Annotated in this window: 23 protein-coding genes; 9 read left to right on the forward strand and 14 right to left on the reverse strand. The window is 59.5% G+C overall.

All coding sequences use genetic code 11. The features are described from left to right. Positions 1-355: 355 nt before the first annotated feature. Complete coding sequence (rpsU, locus tag AACY49_RS19135) at positions 356-571, reverse strand: 30S ribosomal protein S21 (protein WP_002551877.1); 216 nt, start codon at positions 569-571, stop codon at positions 356-358. A gap of 199 nt (positions 572-770) precedes the next feature. On the opposite strand from rpsU, the gene tsaD reads away from it, so the two are divergent. Then, complete coding sequence (tsaD, locus tag AACY49_RS19140; RefSeq protein ID WP_019650330.1) at positions 771-1796, forward strand: tRNA (adenosine(37)-N6)-threonylcarbamoyltransferase complex transferase subunit TsaD; 1026 nt, start codon at positions 771-773, stop codon at positions 1794-1796. Positions 1797-1819: 23 nt separating this feature from the next. Here tsaD and plsY read toward each other — a convergent pair whose 3' ends face one another. Continuing rightward, the gene (gene plsY, locus AACY49_RS19145) at positions 1820-2389 is read right to left on the reverse strand and encodes a glycerol-3-phosphate 1-O-acyltransferase PlsY (protein ID WP_339525742.1); all 570 of its coding nucleotides are present in this window, start codon (positions 2387-2389) and stop codon (positions 1820-1822) included. 74 nt (positions 2390-2463) lie between these two features. Here plsY and folB point away from each other — a divergent pair, with 74 nt between their 5' ends. Beyond that, positions 2464-2817 (forward strand): dihydroneopterin aldolase, encoded by a 354-nt coding sequence (gene folB, locus AACY49_RS19150; RefSeq protein WP_258698787.1) that lies wholly within the window; start codon positions 2464-2466, stop codon positions 2815-2817. Beyond that, a complete protein-coding gene (gene folK / locus AACY49_RS19155) occupies positions 2808-3326 on the forward strand; it encodes a 2-amino-4-hydroxy-6-hydroxymethyldihydropteridine diphosphokinase (RefSeq protein ID WP_339525744.1) in 519 nt (172 codons plus the stop codon). Before folB ends, folK begins: the two co-directional genes overlap by 10 nt. 80 nt (positions 3327-3406) lie before the next feature. Here the strand turns inward: folK and AACY49_RS19160 are convergent, their stop codons facing one another. The 11 genes from AACY49_RS19160 to AACY49_RS19210 form a co-directional block, all read right to left on the reverse strand. Continuing rightward, the gene (locus AACY49_RS19160; RefSeq protein WP_339525746.1) at positions 3407-4630 is read right to left on the reverse strand and encodes a multifunctional CCA addition/repair protein; all 1224 of its coding nucleotides are present in this window, start codon (positions 4628-4630) and stop codon (positions 3407-3409) included. A 63-nt stretch (positions 4631-4693) separates the two neighbouring features. Then, entirely contained in the window at positions 4694-6256 is a 1563-nt protein-coding gene (locus AACY49_RS19165; protein WP_258698790.1) for a SpoVR family protein, read from the reverse strand. Beyond that, positions 6253-7524 (reverse strand): YeaH/YhbH family protein, encoded by a 1272-nt coding sequence (locus tag AACY49_RS19170; protein WP_258698791.1) that lies wholly within the window; start codon positions 7522-7524, stop codon positions 6253-6255. The genes AACY49_RS19165 and AACY49_RS19170 overlap by 4 nt, the downstream gene beginning before the upstream one ends. 202 nt (positions 7525-7726) lie before the next feature. Next, positions 7727-9649, reverse strand: a complete 1923-nt coding sequence (locus AACY49_RS19175) for a PrkA family serine protein kinase (protein ID WP_007904259.1) — start codon at positions 9647-9649, stop codon at positions 7727-7729. 296 nt (positions 9650-9945) lie between these two features. After that, positions 9946-10275 (reverse strand): thiosulfate sulfurtransferase GlpE, encoded by a 330-nt coding sequence (glpE, locus tag AACY49_RS19180; RefSeq protein WP_258698792.1) that lies wholly within the window; start codon positions 10273-10275, stop codon positions 9946-9948. Positions 10276-10308: 33 nt separating this feature from the next. Beyond that, the gene (locus tag AACY49_RS19185; protein ID WP_339525749.1) at positions 10309-11190 is read right to left on the reverse strand and encodes a symmetrical bis(5'-nucleosyl)-tetraphosphatase; all 882 of its coding nucleotides are present in this window, start codon (positions 11188-11190) and stop codon (positions 10309-10311) included. Further along, positions 11190-11570 carry a Co2+/Mg2+ efflux protein ApaG gene (apaG, locus tag AACY49_RS19190; RefSeq protein ID WP_339525752.1) on the reverse strand — a complete coding sequence of 127 codons (381 nt, stop codon included), beginning with the start codon at positions 11568-11570 and terminating at the stop codon, positions 11190-11192. Before apaG ends, AACY49_RS19185 begins: the two co-directional genes overlap by 1 nt. A gap of 115 nt (positions 11571-11685) precedes the next feature. After that, entirely contained in the window at positions 11686-12504 is an 819-nt protein-coding gene (rsmA, locus tag AACY49_RS19195; RefSeq protein ID WP_258698795.1) for a 16S rRNA (adenine(1518)-N(6)/adenine(1519)-N(6))-dimethyltransferase RsmA, read from the reverse strand. Next, positions 12501-13490: a 4-hydroxythreonine-4-phosphate dehydrogenase PdxA gene (gene pdxA, locus AACY49_RS19200; RefSeq protein WP_258698796.1), complete on the reverse strand. Its 990-nt coding sequence runs from the start codon at positions 13488-13490 to the stop codon at positions 12501-12503. The genes rsmA and pdxA overlap by 4 nt, the downstream gene beginning before the upstream one ends. After that, positions 13487-14803: a peptidylprolyl isomerase SurA gene (gene surA, locus AACY49_RS19205; protein WP_258698797.1), complete on the reverse strand. Its 1317-nt coding sequence runs from the start codon at positions 14801-14803 to the stop codon at positions 13487-13489. Before surA ends, pdxA begins: the two co-directional genes overlap by 4 nt. Further along, positions 14784-17558: an LPS-assembly protein LptD gene (locus AACY49_RS19210; protein WP_258698798.1), complete on the reverse strand. Its 2775-nt coding sequence runs from the start codon at positions 17556-17558 to the stop codon at positions 14784-14786. Before AACY49_RS19210 ends, surA begins: the two co-directional genes overlap by 20 nt. 130 nt (positions 17559-17688) lie before the next feature. On the opposite strand from AACY49_RS19210, the gene AACY49_RS19215 reads away from it, so the two are divergent. From AACY49_RS19215 to AACY49_RS19225, 3 genes are read left to right on the forward strand one after another with little or no spacing between them, the layout of a single operon-like run. Then, positions 17689-18708 (forward strand): aminoglycoside phosphotransferase family protein, encoded by a 1020-nt coding sequence (locus tag AACY49_RS19215; RefSeq protein ID WP_320393134.1) that lies wholly within the window; start codon positions 17689-17691, stop codon positions 18706-18708. Continuing rightward, entirely contained in the window at positions 18705-19376 is a 672-nt protein-coding gene (gene murU, locus AACY49_RS19220) for an N-acetylmuramate alpha-1-phosphate uridylyltransferase MurU (protein ID WP_258698800.1), read from the forward strand. The genes AACY49_RS19215 and murU overlap by 4 nt, the downstream gene beginning before the upstream one ends. Position 19377: 1 nt before the next feature. Beyond that, positions 19378-20145: a TerB family tellurite resistance protein gene (locus AACY49_RS19225; protein ID WP_258698801.1), complete on the forward strand. Its 768-nt coding sequence runs from the start codon at positions 19378-19380 to the stop codon at positions 20143-20145. A 141-nt stretch (positions 20146-20286) separates the two neighbouring features. On the opposite strand, the gene AACY49_RS19230 is transcribed toward AACY49_RS19225, so the two are convergent. Continuing rightward, positions 20287-21279, reverse strand: coding sequence for an alpha/beta hydrolase family protein (locus AACY49_RS19230; protein WP_258698802.1), 993 nt, complete (start codon positions 21277-21279; stop codon positions 20287-20289). Positions 21280-21352: 73 nt separating this feature from the next. On the opposite strand from AACY49_RS19230, the gene AACY49_RS19235 reads away from it, so the two are divergent. The 3 genes from AACY49_RS19235 (at position 21353) to AACY49_RS19245 (ending at position 26027) form a co-directional block, all read left to right on the forward strand. Further along, entirely contained in the window at positions 21353-23749 is a 2397-nt protein-coding gene (locus tag AACY49_RS19235) for a PAS domain-containing sensor histidine kinase (RefSeq protein ID WP_339525758.1), read from the forward strand. Positions 23750-23891: 142 nt separating this feature from the next. Beyond that, on the forward strand, positions 23892-24533 hold the full coding sequence (locus AACY49_RS19240; protein WP_258698804.1) for a response regulator: 642 nt from the start codon (positions 23892-23894) through the stop codon (positions 24531-24533). A gap of 369 nt (positions 24534-24902) precedes the next feature. Continuing rightward, complete coding sequence (locus tag AACY49_RS19245; protein ID WP_339525760.1) at positions 24903-26027, forward strand: ABC transporter ATP-binding protein; 1125 nt, start codon at positions 24903-24905, stop codon at positions 26025-26027. Positions 26028-26067: the final 40 nt, after the last annotated feature.

The raw sequence follows: 26067 nt of genomic DNA on the forward strand, positions 1-26067 counted from the left end.
TCTGCCGAAAATCCACTGACGTTAGTAACAATCAGTATTCGACTATTTGAAAGTGTTTCGCTGAATCCGGCGACGGCCAATCAATGGCCACGGATAGCTCATAAGCGGGCACGCAAGCGGGTGCCTTGGGCTGATCGTCGTGAGAGGAATCAGTGGGTGTGCTCGTCAGTAGCCTTGGAAGGCTCGTCAGAAAAGACGTGCACCGCTGGCAAAAGAGCCAGGTCTGACGCTGTGAAGCAGGTTTGTCTCGGTCGCGTCTGCGGCTTTGACGGTGAAGCATCAAGCGTTGTCCGCAAATGCCATTAGCCCGGCTGAGGGCCGGGCTTGGCAGAAGCTTGCTACGATCGTCTGTGTATTAGTACAGACGAACGGCGCGGCGCTGTTCGCGCTGTACTTTCTTGGCGTGACGCTTAACAGCGGCTGCTGCTTTGCGCTTACGCTCAGAAGTAGGCTTCTCGTAAAATTCGCGGCTACGAACTTCAGCCAGTACACCGGCTTTTTCGCAGGAGCGCTTGAAACGACGCAGAGCTACGTCGAAGGGTTCGTTCTCTTTAACTTTGACGGCTGGCATCCAGAGCTACCTTCATTCATTACCGGGGTCAACATCCTCGCGGCAAAAGAGCACTTGAAGACGTCGGTTTTTAAGGGTTGCGGATGTTAACCCCTCATCGCTCGGAATGCAAAGCCTCTGATCGAAAACCGCTGGTCGGGGCATCACGCGACGACTATTATGCGCGCCTTCGAATTCAGCCTCTACAAGGCGCAAACCCATGCTAGTACTGGGATTAGAAACCTCCTGCGACGAAACCGGTGTCGCACTTTACGACAGTGAACGCGGGTTGTTGGCCGACGCGCTGTTCAGTCAGATCGACCTGCATCGTGCCTATGGCGGTGTGGTGCCGGAGCTTGCTTCGCGCGATCACGTCAAACGCATGCTGCCCTTGATCCGTCAGGTGCTGGCCGAGGCCGATTGCGTGCCGACCGAGATCGATGCCATCGCTTATACCGCGGGTCCTGGCCTGGTCGGAGCCTTGCTGGTGGGGGCCTCCTGCGCCCAGGCGCTGGCTTTTGCCTGGGGTATCCCGGCGTTGGGCGTGCACCATATGGAAGGTCACTTGCTGGCGCCGATGCTGGAGCCGCAACCACCGGAGTTCCCGTTCGTCGCTTTGTTGGTGTCGGGTGGTCATACGCAACTGGTTCAGGTCGACGGCATCGGTCAATACACGCTCTTGGGCGAGACCCTCGACGATGCCGCCGGCGAAGCTTTCGACAAGACCGCGAAAATGATGGGCCTCAATTATCCGGGCGGTCCGGAGATCGCTCGTCTGGCGGCGCAAGGCGTTGACGGGCGTTTCGTCTTCCCGCGTCCGATGTGTGATCGTCCGGGCCTGGCGTTTAGCTTCAGCGGTTTGAAAACATTCGCCTTGAACACCTGGCAGCAATGCGTCAGCGCCGGGGACGACGGTGAGCAAGCCCGTTGCGACATCTCGCTGGCGTTCCAGCAGGCCGTGGTGGAGACTTTGACCATCAAGTGCAAGCGTGCCCTGAAACAAGCCGGCATGAAGCGTCTGGTGATCGCTGGCGGCGTCAGCGCCAACAAGGCGTTGCGCACGTCACTGGAAAAAATGCTCGGCGACATGAAGGGCGATGTGTTTTATGCCCGTCCGGAGTTCTGCACCGACAACGGCGCGATGATTGCGTTTGCCGGCTGTCAGCGCTTGCAGGCCGGTCAGCACGAAAGCTTGGCGATCAGCGTGCAGGCGCGCTGGCCGATGGAGCAGTTGTCGGCGCTGTGATGAGCGGCGCTCACGTGCGGTATTTAAAAATGCCGTTCGCGCCCGGCAAACAGGTCGCGTAGATTGCCGCGATGGCGCCAGACGATCAGCCCCGTGAGCGCGCTCATGGGCAGCAGTGCCGCCGGTTCTTGCCAGGCCAGCAGCGGCAGGGTCAGGGGGGTGGCGATCAGGGCAGCGAGGGAGCTGGTGCGGGTCAGGTAGAACGTCAGCAGCCAGGCGCAGACCGCCAGCAGCGCGGCGGGCGGGTAGAGCCCCAGCAGCATGCCGGCGGCGGTGGCGACACCCTTGCCACCGCGAAAGCGGAAGTACAGCGGAAACAGGTGGCCGATGACGGCACAGACGCCGATCCAGGCTTGTTCCTGCAACGAAAGACCTGCCACGCCTGCGATCAGTACTGGCAGCAGGCCTTTGCAGAGGTCGCCGAGCAAGGTCAGGATGGCGAGTTTCTTGCCGGCCAGGCGCAACATGTTGGTGGCACCGGCATTGCCCGAGCCACTCATTCGCGGATCGGGGTTACCGGTCATGCGGCTGAGCAAGATGGCGAAGGACAGCGAGCCGAGCAGGTAGGCGAAGATCGCCAGTGACCAAAACATGCTAACTATTCCGGGCGAGGACGCCCTGATTCTAACGGCGCATTGCGCCCTTGTCGTGCAGCGGAGAGAAGTGCTTGGACAGAGTGTTTATCGAGGGCCTGGAAGTCGACACCGTGATTGGTGCCTACGACTGGGAACGAGGCATCCGACAGTGTCTGCGACTTGATCTGAGTTTCGCCTGGGACAATCGGCCGGCCGCCGCCGGTGATGACCTGACCCTGGCGCTCGACTACGCGAGCGTTTCGTCACGCATCCAGGCGTTCGCCGAGCAGGCGCAGTTCCAACTGGTCGAGACCTTTGCCGAGCGTCTGGCTGAAGTCCTGATGAGTGAATTCAAGATCACCTGGATGCACCTCAAGTTGACCAAGCCAGGTGCCATCCCGGCGGCCAAGGGCGTGGGTGTGGAGATCGAGCGCGGATGTCGCTGACTCAGGTGTATCTCGGGTTCGGTAGCAATATCGAGCGCGAATCCCATTTGCAGGCTGGCCTGGACGCCGTGGCGGCTTTCCTGGTGGATATGCGCTGCTCGGCGGTGTTCGAAAGCCAGCCGGTGGGGATCAAGAGCGGGCCGTTTTTCAATTTTGTGGTCTCTGCCTTCACCGATCTGTCGCTGATGGAGCTGGATCGACGGCTGAAATTCATCGAGGCGGATAACGGTCGTTATGCGCCCGACCGCAAAGGCTTGCCACTGGATATCGACGTGCTGCTGTTCGGCGATCTGGCGGGCAACTTCGATGGTTTGATCTTGCCGCGAGCAGAGATTCTGAAAAATGCCTTCGTACTGTGGCCGTTGTCGCTGATTGCGCCGGACAGAGTGCATCCAGGCGTAGGCAAGAGCTTTGCGACCCTGTGGCGTGAGGCGCATATCGATCAGGTGTTGGCACCCGTGGCTTTTGAATGGCGCGGCCAGCAGTTGACCCCCTCCGATATGCTTTAAAGCAAAAGATCGCAGCCTTCGGCAGCTCCTGCGCTGATCTCTGTAGGGGGCTGCCGCAGGCTGCGATCTTTCGCTCTTGCTTACGCTTGTTCTTTGTAAGTCTTCAACGCCTTGAGCCGTTCGCGCTTGATCGCCTCGCCCAATTCCGGTCCCTTGAATCCCTTCTCCAGCAACGGCTGCACGGCAATACTTCGCGCCGCAGTCGCCGCTCCGCGCAAATAATCCGCCTGTGGATAACTTCTCTGTTCCAGGCCTTTGCGCCCCCGAGCGTCCATCTCGCACGCTGCAATAAACTCTTCAAAGCGCTGTGGTCGACGATAAACGTCGAAACTCTGCAGCAACTCCAGCAAGGTCGAGGGCTTCAGCTCCAGGGCGCGATGCCCGTGGGTGTGATACTCGCCCACCAGCAGCGCCAGTTCCTGACAGTCTTTCGGTGCCTTGAAGCGCTCGTTGACCGCTTTGATCAACTTCAGGCCTTTGTGCTCGTGGGCGATATGGCGGGGCCACTCTTCTTTGGGCGTCAATCCTTTGCCCAGGTCATGCAGCAGGCACGCCCAGCGTACGGTCAGCGGTTGTTTGTGCAGCGCCGCTTGCTCCAGCACGCTCAGGGTATGTACGCCCGTATCGATTTCCGGGTGATGGGCTTCGGGTTGTGGTACGCCGAACAACGCATCGACTTCTGGCATCAGCACCTTGAGTGCGCCGCACTCGCGCAGCACCTGGATGAACACCTGGGGCTGGTCTTCCATCAGTGCACGGGAGATTTCTTTCCAGCTGCGCTCCGCGGTCAGGGCCTCCAATTCGCCCGACTCGCTGAGTTGTCGCATCAGCTCCAGTGTCTCGGGAGCGACGGTGAAACCCAGTCCCGCATAACGCGCGGCGAAGCGGGCAACGCGTAGAACACGGAGTGGATCTTCGGCGAACGCGGGGGAAACGTGACGAAGCAGGCGAGCTTCGAGATCCCGCTGGCCATGATAGGGATCAGTCAGGTTTTGCTGATCGTCTTCGGCCATGGCGTTGATCGTCAGGTCGCGACGAATCAGGTCTTCTTCGAGCGTGACTTCAGGGCTGGCGTGGAAGGTGAACCCGCCGTAACCGCGTCCGCTTTTGCGCTCGGTGCGGGCGAGGGCGTATTCCTCACCGCTTTTGGGATGAAGGAACACCGGGAAGTCCGCGCCCACGGGGCGAAAGCCCTTGGCGAGCATTTCTTCGGTGGTGGCGCCTACCACGACCCAGTCGATATCGGTGACAGGCTTGCCCAGCAGGCGATCGCGTACCGCCCCACCGACTTTATAAATCTGCATAAAAAACCTCCGTTAGCCCGACAGAATAACCTTTGCGTCGAACTTCCGGAGGCAGAAACAGGATCAAAGATGAATGACAGCCAGGTCTAGCCGGCCGTAGTCCCCCTCGCCGTGTTCGCTTCTGGGCGGAACATGGTGGGTTTTCACCACCTGATCCCCTTGCAGGGTTTCCAGGTGAATGTCGAAGCCCCAGAGCCGGTGCAGGTGCTTGAGCACTTCCTCGGTGGAGTCGCCCAGTGGTTTGCGGTCGTGCTGCTGGTGACGCAAGGTCAGGGAGCGGTCGCCACGCCGATCGATGCTGTAGATCTGAATGTTGGGTTCGCGATTGCCCAGGTTGTATTGCGCCGCCAGGGTTTCGCGAATGGTTCGATAGCCGTCTTCGTCGTGTATCGCCGGAACCAGCAGATCGTCTTTCTGATCGTCATCGAGGATGCTGAACAGCTTCAGGTCGCGGATCACCTTGGGTGACAGGTACTGCAGGATGAAGCTTTCGTCCTTGAAGCTGCTCATGGCGAATTTGATGCTGGACAGCCAGTCGGTGCCGGCGATTTCCGGGAACCAGCGGTAGTCCTCTTCGGTGGGCTGTTCGCATATCCGCCGGATATCGCGATACATGGCAAAACCCAGGGTGTAGGGGTTGATGCCGTTGTAGTAGGGGCTGTCGAAGCCAGGTTGAAAGACCACGCTGGTATGAGAAGTCAGGAATTCCATCATGAAACCGTCGGTGACCAGGCCTTCGTCATACAAGTCGTTCATCAAGGTGTAGTGCCAGAACGTGGCCCAGCCTTCGTTCATTACCTGGGTCTGGCGCTGTGGGTAAAAATACTGGGCGATCTTGCGCACGATCCGCACGATTTCGCGCTGCCAGGGCTCCAGCAGCGGGGCGTGTTTTTCGATGAAGTACAGAATGTTTTCCTGAGGTTCGGCTGGGAAGCGCGCGTTGTCCTTGTCGCTGTATTTATCCGCGCCTTTTGGAATGGTCCGCCACAAATCGTTGATCTGCTTCTGCAAATGCTCTTCCCGATCTTTCTGCCGACGGCGTTCTTCTTCGGCGGAAATCGGATAAGGGCGTTTGTAACGGTCGACCCCGTAATTCATCAGTGCATGGCAGGAGTCAAGCAGGTCCTCCACCGCGTCGATGCCATGGCGTTCTTCGCACTGCATGATGTACTGCTTGGCGAACACCAGGTAATCGATGATCGAACTGGCGTCGGTCCAGGTGCGGAACAGGTAGTTGCCCTTGAAGAAGCTGTTATGGCCATAGCAGGCGTGTGCCACCACCAGGGCCTGCATGCAGATGGTGTTTTCTTCCATCAGATAGGCGATGCAGGGGTCCGAGTTGATCACAATCTCGTAGGCCAGCCCCATCTGGCCACGGCTGTAGGATTTTTCGGTGCTGAGGAAGTGCTTGCCGTAGGACCAATGGTGATAACCCAAGGGCATGCCGACAGAGGCGTAGGCGTCCATCATCTGCTCGGCGGTGATCACTTCGATCTGGTTGGGGTACGTATCCAGCGCGTAGCGGGCCGCGAGACGACTGATTTCGCGGTCGTAGGCCTGGATCAGCTCGAACGTCCATTCGGAGCCGGTGGAAATGGGTTGGCGCTTCTGCTCTTTGGCGGTCATGTCACTAACCTGCGCTGGAAGAGTTCACGGAAGACCGGGTAGATATCTCCGGCCGAAACCAGTTGCTGCTGGGCAAACGTGTCAGAGAAGGCTTCGGCGATGCGTTCGTACTCGAACCACAGGGCCTGGTGTTCGCGCGGAGTAATCTCAACATAAGTGTAGTACTGCACGAACGGCATGATCTGGTTGATCAGGATGTCGCGGCAGATCGGCGAGTCGTCGTTCCAGTTGTCACCGTCGGATGCCTGGGCGGCATAGATGTTCCACTCGTTGCTCGAATAACGCTCGGCCATGATCTCCTGCATCAGTTTCAGGGCGCTGGAGACGATGGTGCCGCCGGTTTCCCGGGAGTAGAAAAACTCCTCCTCATCCACTTCACGGGCGCTGGTGTGGTGGCGGATGAACACGACGTCGATTTTGTCGTAGTTCCGCTTGAGGAACAGGTACAGCAGGATGAAGAAGCGTTTGGCGATGTCCTTGGTCGCCTGGGTCATGGAGCCGGACACGTCCATCAGGCAGAACATCACTGCTTTGGAGCTGGGGTTCGGCTGCTTGATGAGCAGGTTGTACTTGAGGTCGAAGGTGTCGAGAAATGGCACCCGGTGGATGCGCGCGCTGAGCTTCTCGATTTCTGCTTCGAGTTCCTGAATATCGCCGAAGTTATCCGGCTCTTCCCGTTTAAGTCGCGCCAGTTCCTCTTTGACTTCACGCAATTTTGCCCGGCTGCTGCCGGACAGGGCGATTCGCCGGGCATGGGCCGAACGCAGCGTGCGGATAATGTTGATCCGTGACGGGTTGCCCTCGTTGCTGATGCCCGCGCGTACGGTCTTGAAGGTGTCGGTGCCGGTCAGGTGGCGTTTGACCAGGTTAGGCAGTTCAAGGTCCTCGAACATGAATTCGAGAAATTCCTCCTGGGTGATCTGGAAGACGAACTCGTCCATCCCTTCACCCGAGTTGCCGGCCTTGCCGGGGCCTCTGCCGCCGCCACCTCCGGGCGGACGGGCAATGTGCTCGCCGCTGGTGAACTCCTTGTTGCCCGGGTGCACGATGGTCTGCTTGCCGCCACGGCCGTGGTGAAGCACCGGCTCATCAATGTCGCGACCGGGAATGCTGATCTGCTCGCCGTGTTCCATATCGGTAATGGAACGCCGGCTGACCGCCTCTTCGACGGCCTTTTTGATGTGATCACGGTAGCGCCGCAGAAACCGCTGGCGGTTTACCGTGCTCTTGTTCTTGCCATTGAGACGTCGGTCGATCACATAGCTCATGACTGCTCCTTAGAAGATGTCCTGAAAGGGGCGAGCGGTTATGCAGCATCGACTGTGCCGGGGGATGTTCACGCTCCCCCAAGCGCTTCTGGATGCTGCCTGAACCTCGTTACCGACTTTCGAACACCTCCCAGAGGTCTGTGTAACAGAAAAAGCGTACACAGGCCTCTGGCTAACGACAACCGGTCTGACCGGCAGCGGGTTACTGTGATTTTCTGACTCGCAGATACCACTCGGACAGCAGTCGTACCTGTTTGTCGGTGTAGCCCCGTTCGACCATCCGTGTGACGAAGTCGTTGTGTTTCTGCTGGTCTTCTTTGCTGGCCTTGGCATTGAAACTGATGACTGGCAGCAGGTCCTCGGTGTTGGAGAACATTTTCTTCTCGATGACCACCCGCAGTTTTTCGTAGCTGAGCCAGGTTGGGTTTTTGCCGTTGTTGTTGGCACGGGCGCGCAGTACGAAGTTGACGATTTCGTTGCGGAAATCCTTCGGATTGCTGATGCCGGCCGGTTTCTCGATTTTCTCCAGTTCCTCGTTCAGTGCCACGCGGTTGAGGATCTCGCCGGTTTCCGGGTCGCGGTATTCCTGATCCTGAATCCAGAAGTCGGCGTACAGCACGTAGCGATCGAAGATGTTCTGGCCGTACTCGCTGTAAGACTCGAGGTAGGCAGTCTGGATCTCCTTGCCGATGAATTCGATATAACGCGGCGCCAGGTACTCTTTCAGGAAGCGCAGATAGCGTTCGCGGGTCTCGGCCTGGAATTGTTCCTGTTCGATCTGCTGTTCCAGCACGTAGAGCAGATGCACCGGGTTGGCGGCGATTTCGTGCGGATCGAAGTTGAAGACCTTCGACAGAATCTTGAAGGCGAAGCGGGTCGACAGGCCGTTCATGCCTTCATCGACACCCGCGGCGTCACGGTATTCCTGGATCGACTTGGCCTTCGGATCGGTATCCTTGAGGTTTTCGCCGTCATACACGCGCATCTTGGAGTAGATGTTGGAGTTTTCCGGCTCTTTGAGGCGCGAGAGCACCGTGAACTGAGCGAGCATTTTCAGGGTGTCGGGCGCGCAATGGGCCTTGGCCAGCGAACTGTTGAACAGAAGTTTGTCGTAGATCTTCACTTCGTCGCTGACGCGCAGGCAGTACGGCACTTTGACGATATAGATCCGGTCGATGAACGCTTCGTTGTTCTTGTTGTTCCGGAAGGTGTGCCATTCCGATTCGTTGGAGTGGGCCAGCAGGATCCCGGTAAACGGAATCGCCCCCAGGCCTTCGGTACTGTTGTAGTTACCCTCCTGGGTGGCGGTCAGCAATGGGTGCAGCACCTTGATCGGTGCCTTGAACATTTCGACGAACTCCATCAGGCCCTGGTTGGCCCGGCACAGTGCCCCCGAGTAGCTGTAGGCATCGGCATCGTTCTGCGGGAACTCTTCCAGTTTGCGAATATCGACCTTGCCCACCAGTGCCGAGATGTCCTGGTTGTTTTCATCTCCCGGCTCGGTTTTCGCGACCGCAATCTGGTTGAGGATCGACGGATAGAGTTTCACCACGCGGAACTGACTGATGTCGCCGCCGAATTCGGCCAGGCGCTTGGTGGCCCATGGCGACATGATGGTATTGAGATAGCGCCGGGGAATGCCGAAGTCTTCCTCGAGGATCGCGCCATCTTCCGTGGCGTTGAACAAACCCAGAGGCGATTCGAAAACCGGCGAGCCCTTGATTGCGTAGAAGGGCACTTTCTCGATCAGCTGTTTGAGCTTTTCGGCCAGGGACGACTTACCGCCACCGACAGGGCCGAGCAGATAGAGGATCTGTTTCTTTTCTTCCAGGCCCTGAGCGGCATGGCGGAAATACGACACGATCTGGTCGATGCATTCTTCCATCCCGTGGAAGTCTTCAAAGGCCGGATAGCGGCGGATCACCTTGTTGGAAAAGATTCGTGACAGCCTCGAGTTGGTGGAGGTGTCGAGCAGCTCCGGTTCACCGATGGCCAGCAAGAGACGCTCGGCCGCGGAAACGTAGGCGCTGCGGTCCTTTTTGCACAGCTCCAGGTACTCTTGCAGCGAGAGTTCTTCCTGGCGCGTGGACTCGAAGCGTTGTTGGAAGTGGCTAAAGATACTCATGACGTCACCTCGCTCGATACGTGGAGCCGACGCCGGATCAGTCAGTCGATGCTGGCAAGCAACTGAATATGCAGTTGCTGTTTACCCCCCAGAACACCTCCGGGGTATAAACCCCGAAAGCTACTCCCGATGACCCGTGCGCCGGTGTACCGGCTCTCCCCTGTTTTGGATGGCCTGCGCTTAAGGATAGTTGGGAATTCGGGAGGTAAAGGCGAGATACGTAATTAGTTGTGGCAGACCGTTCGTCTGCCACCGCGCGAGCCCACAGTAGCCGGGGCTTGCGCGTTACAAAAAAATTATTCGGAAGTGCCTTGCGCCGTTTCCGAAGGATAAGTCGTACGCCACAGCTCAAAACCGCCGTCCATGCTGTAGACGTCGGAGAAGCCCTGGCTGATCAGGTAAGCGGCGGCACTTTGGCTGGAATTACCGTGGTAGCAGACCACCACAGTCGGCGCGTCGAGGTCGGCGGCACGGATGAAATCCGCGATGGAATGGTTGTCCAGATGCTTCGAGCCGGCGATGTGCAGCGCGGCAAAAGTTGCCGGGTCGCGGATATCGACTACCACCGCGCCTTGTTCGCGCAGGGTCTGGGCCTGTTCTGGGGGGATGCGTTTGAATTCGCTCATGGCGGGCTCCTGTGGCTCGGCTGAAAGCGCAGTCTAGCGCGGGGCGCTGGCTGACGTTTGTTCGGGAATAGAGGTGGCGACTGGCGGTCGAACGTGGCCATGGGCGTCGCATTTGCATTGCAGGCGCTCAAAGGTGTCGACGTTCATCAGGGTCATGGCACCGCCCCAGACGCATCCGGTATCGAGTGCAAACAGACCGGGCTCGTTGCACTGGCCTTCGAGTGCAGCCCAATGGCCGAAGATGATCTTCAGGCCTTTGGTCTTGCGCTCCTTGTGGCTGAACCACGGCGCATAACCCGGCGGTGCAGTGTCGATGCCTTCCTTGCCTTTGAGATCGAGTTTGCCGTCGCTGGTGCAAAAACGCATCCGGGTTAAATAGTTGGTGATGACTCGCAGGCGGGCCGCGCCTTTGAGGTCGTTGTCCCATTTCACCGGTTCGTTGCCGTACATACCGTCAAGGTAAGGCGCGAAGCGGTTGTCGTCGCGCAGGGCTTCTTCGACTTCGGCGGCGCATTTCAAGGCTTTGCGCAGCGACCATTGTGGCGGGATGCCGGCATGGACCAGGGCGATTTCGCGTTGTTCATCGTAGTGCATGAGCTTTTGCTGGCGAACCCACTCCAACAGATCCGCGCTATCGGGCGCTTCGAGGATCTCACGCAAAGTGTCGGCTTTCTTCAGGCGTTCGATGTTTTGCCCGACTGCCAGCAAGTGCAGGTCATGGTTGCCGAGTACGCAGATCAGCGATTCGCGGATGCTATAGAGGAAACGCAAGGTTTCCAGCGACTGTGGGCCTCGGTTGACCAGATCGCCCACCAGCCACAAACGGTCCCGGGCAGGGTCGAAGGCGACTTGCTTGAGCAGGCATTGCAGCGGTTCAAGGCAACCTTGCACATCGCCGACGGCATACGTCGCCATCAGTGCAGGGCTCCGGGTACCGCCAGACGGAACGGTGCGATGATGGCGTCGAAGTGTTTACCATCGTCGGCGACCATCTGGTAGGTGCCCTGCATGGTGCCGACCTTGGATGTCATGACGGTACCGCTGCTGTAAGTGTGGCTCTGGCCCACATCGATCAATGGTTGTTGGCCGACAACGCCTGCGCCGCGAACCTCCTCGACATGCCCGTCGCCATCGGTGATCACCCAATGCCGTGAAAGCAGCTTGGCGGGTAGCAGGCCATTGTTCTGCACGGTGATGGTGTAGGCGAAGGCAAAGCGGTTGTGCTCGGGTTGCGATTGTTCTGCCAGATAGCGGGTGACGACGCTGACGTCGACCTGATAATGAGGATCGGACATGCAAAAGGCCTTAGAAACGAAGCGGGACGCGGGGCGTAACTGATAGAACTCAGTCTAGGCCAAGTATCGGGTAGTAAACCAGAGTAGCGTCCTACCCGATAGCGCTCATCGCCTGTCAGTCGGTGGCAGGCTTTTGTAGGGCTTGTTCGCTGAGCTTGTCGGCCAGCCGCACGAAGGCAGCCAGGTCGAGCTGCTCGGGGCGCAGGCTGCCATCGACGCCGGCGGCTTCGATTTCGTCATTGCTCAGCAGCAGTTTCAGCGTATTGCGCAGGGTTTTACGGCGCTGGTTGAAGGCTTCGCGCACAACGCGCTCCAGCAGACGATGATCCTTGGCCGGGTGAGGCAGCACCGCGTGGGGCACCAGGCGCACGATCGCGGAGTCGACTTTGGGCGGAGGATTGAACGCGCCCGGGCCGACATTGAACAGATGCTCGACCCGACAATGGTACTGAACCATGATCGACAGGCGACCCCAGTCACCGCCGCCAGGCCCCGCCGCCAGGCGCTCGACCACTTCCTTTTGCAGCATGAAGTGCATGTCGCGTATCAGGTTGGCGTTGTGCAACAGGTGAAAGATCAGCGGGGTAGAGATGTTGTACGGCAGGTTGCCGACCACTCGCAGGCTGTTCGGCGCGGCGTTCAGGCTGTTGAAGTCAAACTTCAGCGCGTCGCCCTGATGCAGGTTGAAGTTGCTCTTGCTGGCGAACTGCTGGTTGAGGATCGGGATCAGGTCCTTGTCCAGCTCTACGACGTCCAGTTGGGCGCCGCTGTTGAGCAGGCCTGCGGTCAATGCACCCTGGCCCGGGCCGATTTCCAGCAGGCGGTCTTCGGGTTTGGCGTGAATGGAGCGCAGGATGCGGTCGATAACGCCGGCATCGTGCAGGAAATTCTGGCCGAAGCGCTTGCGCGCCCGGTGCTGGTAATGCTCGGTCATAAATGGGTCTCGGCCATCTGGTAGGCGGTTTCCAGGGCGACTTGCAGGCTGCCGGTGTCGATGTTGCCGCTACCGGCCAGATCCAGGGCGGTGCCGTGGTCGACCGACGTGCGGATGATCGGCAAGCCGAGGGTCACGTTGACTGCCGCGCCGAAGCCTTTGTATTTCAGCACGGGCAGGCCCTGGTCGTGGTACATCGCCAGCACTGCGTCGCAGTGCTCCAGATATTTGGGGGTAAACAGAGTGTCGGCGGGCAGGGGGCCGCGAAGGTCCATGCCCTCGCCGCGCAGGCGCTCTAACGTAGGTTCGATGATGTCGATTTCTTCATGGCCCAGGTGGCCGCCTTCACCGGCGTGCGGGTTAAGCCCGCAGACCAGGATGCGTGGCTGGGCGATGCCGAATTTTTCTTGCAGGTCGGTATGCAGAATCCGCGTGACCCGCTCCAGGCGCTCCGGCGTGATTGCGTCGGCGATCTCGCGCAGGGGCAGGTGAGTGGTGACCAGCGCCACGCGCAAGCCGCGGGTGGCAAGCATCATCACCACTTGCTCGGTGTGGGTCAGGTCAGCAAGAAATTCGGTGTGCCCGGAAAAGGCGATCCCGGATTCATTGATCACGCCCTTATGGACAGGGGCGGTGATCATGCCGGCGAAATGCCCATCAAGGCAGCCTTGGCCTGCGCGGGTCAGGGTTTCCAGGACGAAAGCCGCATTGGCCTTGTCCAGTTGCCCGGCGGTGACCCTGGCGTTGAGCGGCGTATCCCATACATACAGGCTGTTGGCCGGTGCAGGAACATCCGGCCAGCTGTCCGGCGCTACCGGCAGCAGATCGACAACCACGCCCAGCTGCGCGGCCCGCTCGATGAGCAGGTCGCGGCTGGTAATGGCAATCAGAGGGTGTGGCTGGGCTTGCGAGGCGAGCAGCAGGCACAGGTCAGGACCTATGCCGGCCGGCTCGCCGGGGGTCAGCGCGAAACGCTTGGGTTTCACTGCGTTGCCTGGTCTGCACCAGGGAGTTTGATCTCTACGTACGCTTCGTCACGGATCTGACGCAGCCAGGTTTGCAGCTCTTCATCGTATTTGCGGTTACGCAGTACGGTCATCGCTTGTTGCTCGCGGGCCTGGGTGGTGCTGTCAGTGGCGCGACGGCCAAGGACTTCCAGAACGTGCCAGCCATATTGGGTCTTGAATGGTTTGGACAACTGACCTTGTGGGGTCTTGGCCATCACTTCGCGGAACTCAGGTACCAGGGCATTCGGGTCGATCCAGTTCAGGTCGCCACCGTTGAGGGCGGAACCCGGATCTTCCGAGAAGCTTTTCGCCAGTTCGCCGAAATCTTCGCCCGCTTCGATACGGGAGTAGAGCGATTGAGCCAGGGCTTTGGTTTTTTCTTCGTCGCGGATCGGGCTTGGTTTGACCAGGATGTGACGCACATGCACTTCGTCACGCACCTGGGCTTCGCCGCCACGCTTGTCGAGGATCTTCAGGATAATGAAGCCGCCCGGGGTGCGCATTGGCTGGGTCACATCGCCAACCGCCATGGTGCTTAGCAGGCGATCGAACGGAGGTGGCAGTTGAGCGGCTTTACGCCAGCCCATGTCGCCGCCTTCCAGCGCGGTTTCGCTGGCGGATTTGGCGATTGCCAACTGACCGAAGTCAGCGCCTTGCTTGAGTTGCTGGTAAACCGCGTCGGCTTGTTTGGCGGCATTCTGAATGGCGTCGGAGTTAGCGCTTTCCGGCGTAGGAATCAGGATGTTGGCCAGACGAAACTCTTCGGACAGCTGCATTTTGCCCAGATCGGATGCCAGGAAGTTCTTCACTTCCTGTTCGGAAACCTGGATGCGCTCGGCCACACGACGCTGACGCACGCGGCTGATGATCATCTCGCGACGAATCTGGTCACGGGCGTCTTCATAAGACAGGCCGTCGCGAGTCAAGGCGGCGCGGAATTGATCCAAAGACATGTTGTTGCGCTGGGCAATGGTGCCGACAGCCTGGTTCAGTTCTTCATCGGTAATGCGGATGCCAGAACGCTCGCCAATCTGCAATTGCAGGTTTTCGACGATCAGACGCTCAAGCACCTGCTGATCCAGTACGCCGGCAGGCGGTACGGCAGCGCCGCGTTTGGCGATGGTTTGCTGAACTTCATGGACACGCTGGTCCAGCTGGCTCTGCATGACCACGTCGTTATCGACGATGGCCACCACTTTATCGATGGACTGTACCGCGGCGTTGGCCGCGGTACCCAGGAACAGCGCGCCCAGCATCAGCGGGCGCAGACAATCAGAAAGCTTGGTCTTCACGTTCACGATAACCTTGGATGCCTTTGTCGAGGAAGCTCTCTACTTTGGCGCCGGTGAGGCCGCCGAGTCCCTTCAGAACAATTTGGAGGAAGACGCCGTGGTCGCCTTTTTCGTTTTCCGGAGCGTTTTGACTGTTTTCGTCATAAGCAACCCAGTAACGGTTGATCAGGCGCAGTTTCCAGCAGCAGTTGTCGTACTCGAAACCACCGAAGGCTTCCAGGGTACGGTTACGGTTGTAGTCATACTGCCAGCGGCTGATGGCGTTCCACTGCGGCACGATCGGCCAGATCACCGAGAAGTCGTGCTGTTTGATCTTGTAGTAGTCCTTCACATAGTTCGCGTCGCCCGGAGAACCGTAGTCGCCACCGCCCACCGACCATCTACCGGTGTTCTGGTCATAACGGACCTGGTCATTGCGATAGCGATAACCGGCGTTGATAACCTTGTTCGGGTTGTCTTCAGGCTGGTAGTGGAACATCGCGCTGCCCGAGCGAGGGCTGCGGCTGTCCGGGTCCCAGTTGTAGTCGGCAGTGGTGCGCCAGTCGCGGTTCCAGCGGTATTCGTATTCCAGTGCATACGGCGAAACGTTGGCCTTGGCGTCATCCCGGTCATCGAAAGCGACACCCGGCAGTTGGACTTTACGGTCCTTGAAGTACAAGGCCTGGCCGACACTGATGCGTTGACGTTCGAAACCGTTGTCTTCAATCCAGCGGTTGGTCACGCCCAGCGACAGTTTGTTCTCGTCGCCGACACGGTCGGAGCCGGAGAAACGGTTGTCACGGAACAGCGACGCGTAGTTGAAGGTGTATTCGCCGGTGTCAAAGACTGGAATATCGGTCTGATCCTTCTCTGGAACATAGAGATAGAACAGGCGCGGCTCCAGGGTTTGGCGATAATTCTTGCCGAACCATTGAGTGTTGCGATCGAAATACAGGCCGCTGTCGATACTGGCAATCGGTACGCCACGGTTCTGATTACGGCTGTAGCTCTCATCTGCAAGTAGAGTGTTTTTGCCCCGCTGATCCAGGTCCAGATCGTACTGGGTGTACTGGTACTTCAGGGACGGTTTCAAGAAACCATAAGTCCAGTTCAACGGCAGGCTGACACCCGGCTTGAGGTTCAAGCGGTTGCCATTGGCGCGTGCCAGGCCCTGTACGTTGTTATCAAGGCGCGATTCGACAGTGCCATCTTCGTTTACGAAGTTACCGTTCTTCAAATCACGGTCGAACCGGACGGCCTCTGTCTCGTAATCGAAATTCAGGCCTTCCGGATGATACGGCAGCTGACCATTGAAGGTGATCTGCGGCAAACGATCATACGGCGTGATGTTCGAAACGGTCGCCAGCTGATAAGCCTGGGCGTTCAAGCGAGCGGTGTAGCTGTCGCCACGATAGGTGACAGAACCCTGCTGGTTTACGTAATCAGCGCTTTTCACACCAATCTGGTCGGTCTGCAGATCCTGGAAGTAATACGGATCGCTGATCTTGGTGTAGTCGACCTGTGTGAAGACCCGCGAATCCAACCCGCCCTTGTGCTGCCAGTTATACATGTAGCGGTTTTTCTGGTAGTCGGTTTGCTTGCTGCGATCGGTGTCTTCGTCGTTGAGGTACGCTGCGCCGAACTGACCTTCGCTGGACTTGGTCAGGTAGCGGAATTCGCCTTCCATCAACAGCCCGTGCTTGCTCATGTAGCGCGGGTACAACGTGGCATCGTAGTTCGGTGCCAGGTTGAAGTAGTACGGAGTGACCAGCATGAAGCCGGTATCGCTGCCGGTGCCGATGGTCGGCGGCAGGAAGCCGGACTGGCGACGGTCGTCGATCGGGAAATAGATGTACGGCGTGTACAGAACCGGAATGTCCTTGACCCGCAGCGTCACGTTGGTCGCGGTACCGAAACCGGTCGCCGGGTTCAAGGTGATGTTGTTGCCCTTGAGCTGCCAGGCATTGCTGTTCGGTTCGCACGTGGTGTACGTACCATCCTTGAGACGGATGATCGCGTTCTCGGCACGTTTGGCGTACAGCGCGTTACCGCGGATACGCGACTTGTGCATCACGTATTCGGCGTTGTCGACCTTGGCTTCACCGGTGTCGAGCTGCACGTCGGCGTGGTCGCCCACGATCAGTGCGCCATTGTCGCGAATGCGCACGTTGCCGCTCAATTCGCCACGGCTCTCGGCCTGGTACAGGTTCGCTTCGTCGGCTTCGACCTGCATGCTGCCCTGACGCATGACCACGTCACCGGCCAGGGCAGCGACCTGCTCTTCCTGCTTATAGCGGGAGGCCTTGGCACCGATAAAGGTCGGAGCGTCACTTTTATTCGTCTTGTCATTCATGCCAGGACGAATCGGTTCGATATAGGAACCAGAGCAGTAAGGACCGGTTTCGGCCAATTGCGCTGCAGTGAGCTTCTCGCGTGGAACCCAGTCGAGGTGGCTGTAGTCTTCACTACGCGACTTCAGGCCGCGGCCCTTGGACTCGGTAACCAGCACAGGCTTGGCGCCGGTGTCTTCACTGGAGCCGGTGCCTGCCGGGGTTTCGCCAGTGGCGGAAACTGCGCTGCCATCATGGACAGGACGCGGTGGCAATGCGGCTGCCGGCGCTTTTGGCGCACAGTCCCAGGCACCCGAAGCAGAGACTGAGCAGTCATACTGTTCCGCGGCGACCACGAACGACGTGGCCAAGGGTTGGAGGGCCAGCAGACTGCCGGTGACCAACAACGGAAATTTTTTACGAAACGCGGGGGATTTCAATGCCATCTTATTAGTCCGGGCTTCCTGCGTGCCATCTGCCCGCGGTGTGGGCCGCACGCCTCTCGATGGTCTGAAAAAGATGCTGGATAATAAAGCATGACCCGCTTGACGGCTAGCGCCGTCGGAGACCCTTGTAATGCCTGACCAAGATGTACGCTTGCAACACCTGAAAGTTTGGCTCGATGAACAGTTGGCTATCCTCTTTGCAGAACAGGGCTGGGGTGCCGTACCCCCGGCCACGTTGACCGCGGCCAGTAGCGACGCGAGTTTTCGGCGCTATTTCCGCTGGGACGGCGCAGGCAGAAGCTTCGTCGTGATGGACGCGCCGCCCCCCCAGGAAAACTGCAAGCCCTTCGTGGATATTGCTTTTCTGCTGGCGAAATCCGGAATAAATGTGCCAAAAATTTATGCCGAAGACCTCGAGCGTGGTTTTCTTTTGCTCAATGACCTGGGCAACAAGACTTACCTGGACGTGATCGACAGCGAAAATGCCGACGATTTGTTCAAGGATGCCCTGCAAGCGCTGCTGGCTTTTCAGCAGTTGCCGATGGTGGCGCCGTTGCCGAGTTATGACGTGGCGTTGCTGCGTCGCGAGCTGGAGCTGTTTCCCGAGTGGTACGTGAAACGTGAGTTGGGCATCGAGTTCGACCCGGCGCAGCAAGTGCTCTGGCAGCAGGTCAGCGACCTGCTGATCGACAGCGCCCTGGCTCAGCCAAAAGTGCTGGTGCATCGCGACTACATGCCGCGCAACCTGATGATCAGCGAGCCGAATCCCGGCGTGCTGGATTTCCAGGACGCGGTTTACGGCCCTGTGACCTACGACGTGACTTGCCTGTTCAAGGACGCGTTCCTCAGTTGGCCTGAAGAGCGCGTGCGCGGTTGGCTGGCTGATTACTGGCAGCAAGCCGGCGCGCTCGACATCCCGGTCCAGCCTGACTTCGAAGACTTCCTGCGCGCCAGCGACCTGATGGGCGTGCAGCGTCACTTGAAAGTCATCGGCATCTTCGCCCGCATCTGTCATCGCGATGGCAAGCCACGCTATCTCGGCGATGTGCCGCGCTTCTTCGCTTATATAGACGCGGTCATCGCCCGTCGCCCTGAACTGGCGGAGCTGGATGTGTTGCTGGCCAGTCTGCGTGCCGGAGCAAAGGCATGAAGGCAATGATTCTGGCAGCGGGTAAGGGCGAACGCATGCGCCCGCTGACCCTGACCACGCCAAAACCGCTGGTTCGTGCCGGCGGAGTGCCCCTGATCGAGTATCACCTGCGCGCTTTGGCAGCAGCAGGGTTTACCGAGATCGTGATCAACCATGCCTGGCTCGGTCAGCAGATAGAAGATTATCTGGGGGATGGCTCGCAATATGGCGTGAGCATTCAGTACTCGCCGGAAGGTGAACCGCTGGAAACCGGCGGCGGAATATTCCGCGCATTACCATTGTTGGGGGGCGAGGCCTTCGTGGTGGTCAACGGCGATATCTGGACCGACTACGACTTCAGCGTGTTGCACCAGCCTATCGTCGGGCTCGCTCATTTGGTACTGGCGGATAACCCGGCGCATCACCCGAGCGGAGATTTCACCCTGGTCGATGGCCATGTGCGGGATGGTCAGCCGGATACATCAACCCTGACCTACAGTGGCATCGCCGTGCTGCACCCGCAGCTGTTTGACGGTTGCTCGGCCGGGGCCTTCAAGCTTGCGCCGCTGCTGCGCAAAGCCATGGCTGAGGGGCAGGTGACCGGCGAACGCCTGAGAGGGCATTGGGTGGATGTCGGCACGCATGAGCGCCTGGCTGAAGTAGACACTCTGATAGAAGCGAGACGCTGACATGTTGTGGCCAGGGACTCTGATTGGAGCCGGAGCGGGCTTTGCCATAGCCAGCATTCCGGGGGCCATGCTCGGCGCTTTGTTGGGACAGGCGCTGGATCGGCGCTTGCACCTGCAGAGCTGGGCGCATTTATGGGAAAAATTCGGTGGCCGCTCGGTGCTGCGCAACGATGAACTGCTGTTCGTGCTGCTGGGCCGATTGGCCAAAAGCGATGGGCGGGTAGTGGATGGGCACATCCAGCAGGCGCGGCAGGAAATGCGTTCGTTGGAGATGACCGAATCGGCGCAACGTCGCGCCATTGCCGCCTTCAACCGCGGTAAGTCGGGACACGACCGGTTGCGTAGTTATCTGCGACGCTTGAGTGCTCAACCCCATGCGGCGGAAGGCGTGTTGCGTGCCTGTTGGCGGATGGTCTGGGCCGATGGCCGTGCTGGTAGCAGTGAGCGCGAACTGATTGCCCAGTGGGGCAAGTGGTTGGGCTGGACGTCACAACAGGTGCAGGCCTTGGCGGCAGACTATGAGCCGCAGAAACGCCCATTGGTCAACGCCGCCCTGACTTACCAGGATGCCTTGCGGTTATTGGGGGTCTCGGCGACCAGCGAGCCTGCGCAAATCAAACGCGCCTATCGACGCCTGCTCAGTCGCCATCACCCGGACAAGATTGCCGGCAGTGGCGCGACGGCGTTGCAGGTTCGTGAGGCGACGGACAAGACTCGTGAACTGCACAATGCCTACACGTTGATTCGTGAGCGGCGGGATTTCCGGTAGCAGGATAGGTATGGGTTGTTTGTGATGCCGCCATCGCGAGCAGGCTCGCTCCCACATTAAATCTTTAGGGGACACAGAATTTGTGTACGACCGAGATCAATGTGGGAGCGAGCCTGCTCGCGATTGGGGCGACGCGATCTGTCAGTTCGCCGCAGGCTGCGGATTCAACCATCCCCGCACCCGGCGAACCAACTGCTCTTGCTCTGCCTTGGCGTTCCCCGGCAGGGCCTTGAGCGATACCTGGCTGAACGCCGAAGTCTTCAAGCGTTTGTTGGCCTGCAAGCGTTCCAGTGCCGCGTTTCGATCCAGCGGTTTGTCGATGTAGAACATGTCGGCGACGGGCAGCTTGATCGTCGGCGTCAATTCGGCCAGCCCGGGCTTCGCCGTAATGGGTGTCTGGGCGGCGACCATCACGAATTTACCGACTTGCGATGGCTGCTTTTCGCTCAGATAACGCGCGGCCCAGTAAGCGCCGGTACCATGGCCCAGCACAACGATACTGCGAGCGCTTTGCTGTTCGGCGTAGGCGATGGCGGCATCGATGCGAGCGAAGATTCGCTCGGCGTTGGCTTTGGCCTGTTCTTCGGTGGTTTCGGCGATGGCCTTGTCGGCCACCTCCGCTTCGCCGCCGGCCGCCTGTTCGATGGGTGCCGCGGTCGTGGAGTCTTTGCTGCCGGCATCAGGCGATTTGGGTGCTGGCGCCACTTCGACGATACGTGGCGCAATGGCTTCGCCTTGCAGGTCTGGCAAGGTGATACTCAGGCTGCTCCACTCGGCGTCTGGCAATTGGCGGCGCAATGGGCTGATCGCTTGCGGCCAGTCAACGGTTTCGCCAGCGCCCGGGATGATAATCACCGCGCCTTTGGGTTCGGCGGTATTGGCCGGTTTCCACAAGGCGAGAAAGCTATCGGTGCCGGCTTGCAGTTGTTGCTGTTCCTGAGCAGGGATTTTTCGCTCAAGTGCTGTCGCTTCTTCCTGACTACGCTCAAGCAGCGGCTGGCGTTCGACCGGTTTTTCTTCGGCGGGCTTTTCCGCAGCGGCAGGTGCGGGGTCGGCCGCCTCGACGGAAAAGGCGCACGGCAGGATCAGCGACAGGCACAATGCTGGCAGCGCCAGGCGGTAGACAGGGGGCATCGGATATTCCAGGCCAGAAGTTATTCCGGCAGCCTAATGGGTTGGTCAGTATTTGTCAGTGTGTGAGACTTCGATGATGCATTTTCGCTGCCTGTGGGTTATCGGCTGTTTGTGGTTTCCCTTGATGGGCTGGGCGGCGCCCGCGCCACCGGCGCATGTCGCGCAACTGTCGCCAGCGCAACAGCAATGGCTGGCGCAGCATGGCGAATTGCGGGTCGGGGTGGTGTTGCAAGCGCCCTATGCCCAATACGATCGCCGCTTGCAGCGACTGTCCGGGGTTAACGTCGAGTTGATGAAATGGCTGGCCAAGGCGCTCAAGGTCGAGCTGAGCTGGCGTAATTATCCTGATCTTGCGCAACTGGAAACCGCCGCCCGTGAAGGCGATATCGATATCGCGCCGGGGCTGACGCAAACCCCTGCCGGTTTGCGGTTCTGGCAGTTTTCCGATCCCTATATGCGGGTATCGCAACTGGTCGTCAGCGACCAGAAGAGCACCGGCACGGTGGAACTGGAAAAACTCGACAGCCAGACCCGCGTCGCCGTGCGCATGCCCAGCGCCACTGCCGATTATTTGCGCAGCAACTATCCCCATCTGAACCTGCAAGGCGTGCCCCTGGAGCGCCAGGCGCTGCAACTGTTGTTGAGTCAGCAGGCCGGTTACGCGGTGGTCGATGAAGCGCAGTTCGGGCGCCTGTCTGCCGAGACTGAGTTCTCCGGGCTGGTCGTGGTAGGCGATATAGGTTTCCCGCAACTGCTGCGAGTGGCCACGCGCCGGGACTGGCCGGAACTGGCCGGCATCGTCGAGAGCGCGCTGCGGGCGATCCCGGCCAAGGACCTGGAGCACCTGCACAATCAGTGGCTGCAACCCAAGTACCCGCGGCTGTCCGAGTCGCCGGGATTCTGGAAAAACCTCTGCCTGCTCTTGCTGGTGTTGTTGCTGAGCAGCATGGCCATTGTGTTCTGGCAGCGTCGTCAGCAACACAGTCTGGAGCAACGACTGCTGGCGGCGCGCGAAGACATTGCCCTGCGCGAGGCCAGTGAAGAGGCCTTGCGCCTCACGCAGTTTTCCATCGACCAAAGCACCGTCGGCATCCTTTGGGTCAACTGGGACAGCCATGTGCGCTACGCCAACCGCGCAGCCGAAACCATGCTCGGCTACCCGGTGGGCGGGATCATTGATCGGCCATTGATCGATTTCGAGCCCGGCTTGCACATGGACCGCTGGCTGAACCTGTGGAAGCGCGCCCGAGCCAGCGAGGAAGGGCCGCTAAGTTTCGAAACCAATTGCGTGCGGGCCGATGGCAGTGTTCTGCCGGCGGATGTTTCGTTGAGCTTCTTGCGTTTTCGTGAGGGCGAATACCTGGTGGTTTACCTCAATGACGTCACCGAGCGTCGGCGTGCCCTGGCCGCCTTGCAGGAAAGCGAAGCGCGGCTGCAAGGGATCGCCGCCAATGTCCCCGGACTGGTCTTTCGTCTGGAGCGCGCGCCGGTGACAGGGCAGATCGACTTTGCCTACATCAGTGAAGGCAGCGAGAGCCTGGTGGGGTACTCGCCGGCCACCCTGGCCCATCGGGACAAAGGCCTGCGCAGCCTGGTGCATCCGGATGACAAGGCCAGTTACCACCAGACTCAGGATCATGCGCTGGATACCGACAGCGACTGGTCGTGGCAGGGGCGGATTCTGACCCGTCAGGGCGAACAGCGCTGGGCCGAGATCAAGGCCATCACCCGTCGACTTGAAGACGGCACCTATGTCTGGGACGGGATTGTCTGGGACATCACCGAGAGCAAACGCATCGAACTGGAACTGGCCAGCTCCCGCGAGCAGTTGCGCGAGTTGTCCGCGCACCTTGAGAGCGTGCGGGAAGAGGAAAAGGCCCGGATTGCCCGGGAAGTTCATGACGAGCTGGGGCAGATGCTGACCGTGCTCAAGCTGGAAACGTCAATGTGCGAACTGGCTTACGCCCAGCTCGATCCGGGCCTGCACGAGCGCTTGAACAGCATGAAGCGTTTGATCGCTCAGCTGTTTCAACTGGTGCGCGATGTGGCCACGGCGCTGCGGCCGCCGATTCTCGATGCCGGGATCGCCTCGGCCATCGAGTGGCAGGCGCGGCGGTTCGAGGCGCGCACGCAGATCCCGTGCCTGGTGCAGGTGCCGGATAACTTGCCGGTGCTCAGCGACGCCAAGGCCATCGGGCTGTTCCGGATCCTTCAGGAGGCGCTGACCAATGTCATGCGCCACGCCCAGGCGCATACTGTTGAACTGACGCTGGCCCTCGAGGGCGATGAACTCTGCCTGACGGTCAGCGATGATGGCGTAGGATTTGTCGCTGCCCCTGGCAGGCCGACATCGTTTGGCGTGGTCGGTATGCGTGAGCGGGTGTTGATCATGGGCGGGCAGTTGTCACTCGAGAGTGAGCCGGGGGAGGGGACGACCCTGAGTGTGCGAGTGCCGCTGGATGAAGCCTGAAGAGTTTGTGGTGTCTGTGCTGACGCCTTCGCGAGCAGGCTCGCTCCCACGGGGATGGGGTAATTACACAGATCTTTGACACACCGAAATCCAATGTGGGAGCGAGCCTGCTCGCGATGATCTTGGCTCTGACATAAGAAGAATGGAGAAGAACGTGATCCGTGTACTGGTAGCCGAAGACCACACCATCGTTCGCGAAGGCATCAAGCAATTGATCGGCCTGGCCAAGGACTTGCTAGTGGTAGGGGAGGCGAGCAATGGCGAGCAGTTACTCGAGACCTTGCGCCATGTTCCCTGCGAAGTGGTGTTGCTGGACATCTCCATGCCTGGGGTCAACGGTCTGGAAGCGATTCCGCGGATTCGCGCCTTGAACAACCCGCCGGCGATTCTGGTGCTGTCGATGCACGACGAGGCGCAGATGGCCGCCCGGGCATTGAAGGTCGGTGCCGCTGGCTACGCCACCAAGGACAGCGATCCGGCATTGCTGCTGACGGCGATCCGCAAGGTGGCGGCGGGCGGGCGCTACATCGACCCGGACCTGGCCGACCGCATGGTCTTCGAAGTCGGCCTGACCGATGCGCGGCCGTTGCACTCGTTGCTGTCGGAACGTGAATTCTCGGTGTTCGAACGCCTGGCCCAGGGCGCCAACGTCAACGACATCGCCCAGCAACTGGCCCTGAGCAGCAAAACCATCAGTACCCACAAGGCGCGGCTGATGCAGAAGCTCAACATCACCTCCCTGGCCGAACTGGTGAAGTACGCGATGGAACACAAACTCCTCTAAAGAACACCGCCGTCCCCTGTGGGAGCGAGCTTGCTCGCGATGAGGCCGTATCAGTCAACATTGATGTTGGCAGACAATCCGCTATCGCGAGCAAGCTCGCTCCCACAGGTATTTCCATCAACCGTCCAGTCGTGGACATATCCGATAACGACAAGCGCTACTGAACACTTTTACCGGTTATTGAGGCTTGCAGCTCACCGCCTGTCGCCATCACGAATCGACATATCCATCCCCGCCATCCTTGTAGGGCAATCCCTACCCCCAACCTTCCATCCGGCTGAGGCGATTCTCTCCTGCGCCCCGATTTGCGCGGCTCCCAGCGTCCACTAGGCTTAGTCCACAGCAGTCATCAATAACAAAGGTGTGGGTATGAGCCAGGTTGATTCAAGCGCAGGGGCCAGCGACATTCTGGTCAGCTTTCGTGGAGTGCAAAAGAGCTACGACGGCGAGAACCTGATCGTCAAAGACCTCAACCTGGATATTCGCAAAGGCGAATTTCTGACCTTGCTCGGGCCGTCCGGCTCCGGCAAGACCACCAGTCTGATGATGCTCGCCGGCTTCGAAACGCCGACTGCCGGGGAGATTCAACTGGCCGGGCGTTCCATCAACAACGTGCCGCCGCATAAACGCGATATCGGCATGGTGTTCCAGAACTATGCGTTGTTTCCGCACATGACTGTGGCCGAGAACCTGGCGTTCCCGCTGACCGTACGCGGCTTGAACAAAAGCGACGTCAGTGACCGGGTCAAACGTGTGCTGAGCATGGTTCAGCTCGACGCCTTCGCCCAGCGCTATCCGGCGCAACTGTCCGGCGGTCAGCAGCAGCGTGTGGCCCTGGCTCGCGCCCTGGTGTTCGAACCGCAATTGGTGCTGATGGACGAACCCCTCGGCGCACTGGACAAACAACTGCGCGAACACATGCAGATGGAAATCAAGCACCTGCACCAGCGCCTCGGCGTGACCGTGGTCTACGTGACCCACGACCAGGGCGAAGCCCTGACCATGTCCGACCGCGTCGCCGTGTTCCACCAGGGCGAGATTCAGCAAATTGCACCGCCGCGCACGCTCTACGAAGAGCCGAAAAATACCTTCGTCGCCAACTTCATCGGCGAGAACAACCGCCTCAACGGTCGCTTGCACAGCCATACCGGCGACCGCTGCGTGGTCGAGCTCGGTCGCGGTGAAAAGGTCGAGGCGCTGGCGGTCAACGTCGGCAAGACCGGCGAACCCGTCACGCTGTCGATTCGTCCGGAGCGCGTGAGCCTTAATGGCTCGAGCGAGTCCTGTGTCAACCGCTTCTCAGGGAGGGTGGCGGAATTCATCTATCTGGGCGACCACGTCCGGGTTCGCCTGGAAGTCTGCGGCAAGACCGACTTCTTCGTGAAACAACCGATTGCCGAGCTCGATCCCGCGCTGGCTGTCGGCGACGTGGTACCGCTTGGCTGGCAGGTCGAACACGTTCGCGCGCTCGACCCGCTTCTAGAGGCGCACTGATCGCCCCCGCTTCACCAACACTAACCCTGCAGTTGGAGAA

This window comes from Pseudomonas sp. EL_65y_Pfl2_R96 (assembly GCF_963970905.1).
Classification (GTDB): domain Bacteria; phylum Pseudomonadota; class Gammaproteobacteria; order Pseudomonadales; family Pseudomonadaceae; genus Aquipseudomonas.

Bases quoted from the DNA above. Each gene is read 5' to 3' on its own strand.
- rpsU (WP_002551877.1), bottom strand. From the start codon at position 571: ATGCCAGCCGTCAAAGTTAAAGAGAACGAACCCTTCGACGTAGCTCTG.
- tsaD (WP_019650330.1), top strand. From the start codon at position 771: ATGCTAGTACTGGGATTAGAAACCTCCTGCGACGAAACCGGTGTCGCA.
- plsY (WP_339525742.1), bottom strand. From the start codon at position 2,389: ATGTTTTGGTCACTGGCGATCTTCGCCTACCTGCTCGGCTCGCTGTCC.
- folK (WP_339525744.1), top strand. From the start codon at position 2,808: ATGTCGCTGACTCAGGTGTATCTCGGGTTCGGTAGCAATATCGAGCGC.
- AACY49_RS19160 (WP_339525746.1), bottom strand. From the start codon at position 4,630: ATGCAGATTTATAAAGTCGGTGGGGCGGTACGCGATCGCCTGCTGGGC.
- AACY49_RS19165 (WP_258698790.1), bottom strand. From the start codon at position 6,256: ATGACCGCCAAAGAGCAGAAGCGCCAACCCATTTCCACCGGCTCCGAA.
- AACY49_RS19170 (WP_258698791.1), bottom strand. From the start codon at position 7,524: ATGAGCTATGTGATCGACCGACGTCTCAATGGCAAGAACAAGAGCACG.
- AACY49_RS19175 (WP_007904259.1), bottom strand. From the start codon at position 9,649: ATGAGTATCTTTAGCCACTTCCAACAACGCTTCGAGTCCACGCGCCAG.
- glpE (WP_258698792.1), bottom strand. From the start codon at position 10,275: ATGAGCGAATTCAAACGCATCCCCCCAGAACAGGCCCAGACCCTGCGC.
- AACY49_RS19185 (WP_339525749.1), bottom strand. From the start codon at position 11,190: ATGGCGACGTATGCCGTCGGCGATGTGCAAGGTTGCCTTGAACCGCTG.
- apaG (WP_339525752.1), bottom strand. From the start codon at position 11,570: ATGTCCGATCCTCATTATCAGGTCGACGTCAGCGTCGTCACCCGCTAT.
- rsmA (WP_258698795.1), bottom strand. From the start codon at position 12,504: ATGACCGAGCATTACCAGCACCGGGCGCGCAAGCGCTTCGGCCAGAAT.
- AACY49_RS19210 (WP_258698798.1), bottom strand. From the start codon at position 17,558: ATGGCATTGAAATCCCCCGCGTTTCGTAAAAAATTTCCGTTGTTGGTC.
- AACY49_RS19215 (WP_320393134.1), top strand. From the start codon at position 17,689: ATGCCTGACCAAGATGTACGCTTGCAACACCTGAAAGTTTGGCTCGAT.
- murU (WP_258698800.1), top strand. From the start codon at position 18,705: ATGAAGGCAATGATTCTGGCAGCGGGTAAGGGCGAACGCATGCGCCCG.
- AACY49_RS19225 (WP_258698801.1), top strand. From the start codon at position 19,378: ATGTTGTGGCCAGGGACTCTGATTGGAGCCGGAGCGGGCTTTGCCATA.
- AACY49_RS19230 (WP_258698802.1), bottom strand. From the start codon at position 21,279: ATGCCCCCTGTCTACCGCCTGGCGCTGCCAGCATTGTGCCTGTCGCTG.
- AACY49_RS19235 (WP_339525758.1), top strand. From the start codon at position 21,353: ATGATGCATTTTCGCTGCCTGTGGGTTATCGGCTGTTTGTGGTTTCCC.
- AACY49_RS19240 (WP_258698804.1), top strand. From the start codon at position 23,892: ATGGAGAAGAACGTGATCCGTGTACTGGTAGCCGAAGACCACACCATC.
- AACY49_RS19245 (WP_339525760.1), top strand. From the start codon at position 24,903: ATGAGCCAGGTTGATTCAAGCGCAGGGGCCAGCGACATTCTGGTCAGC.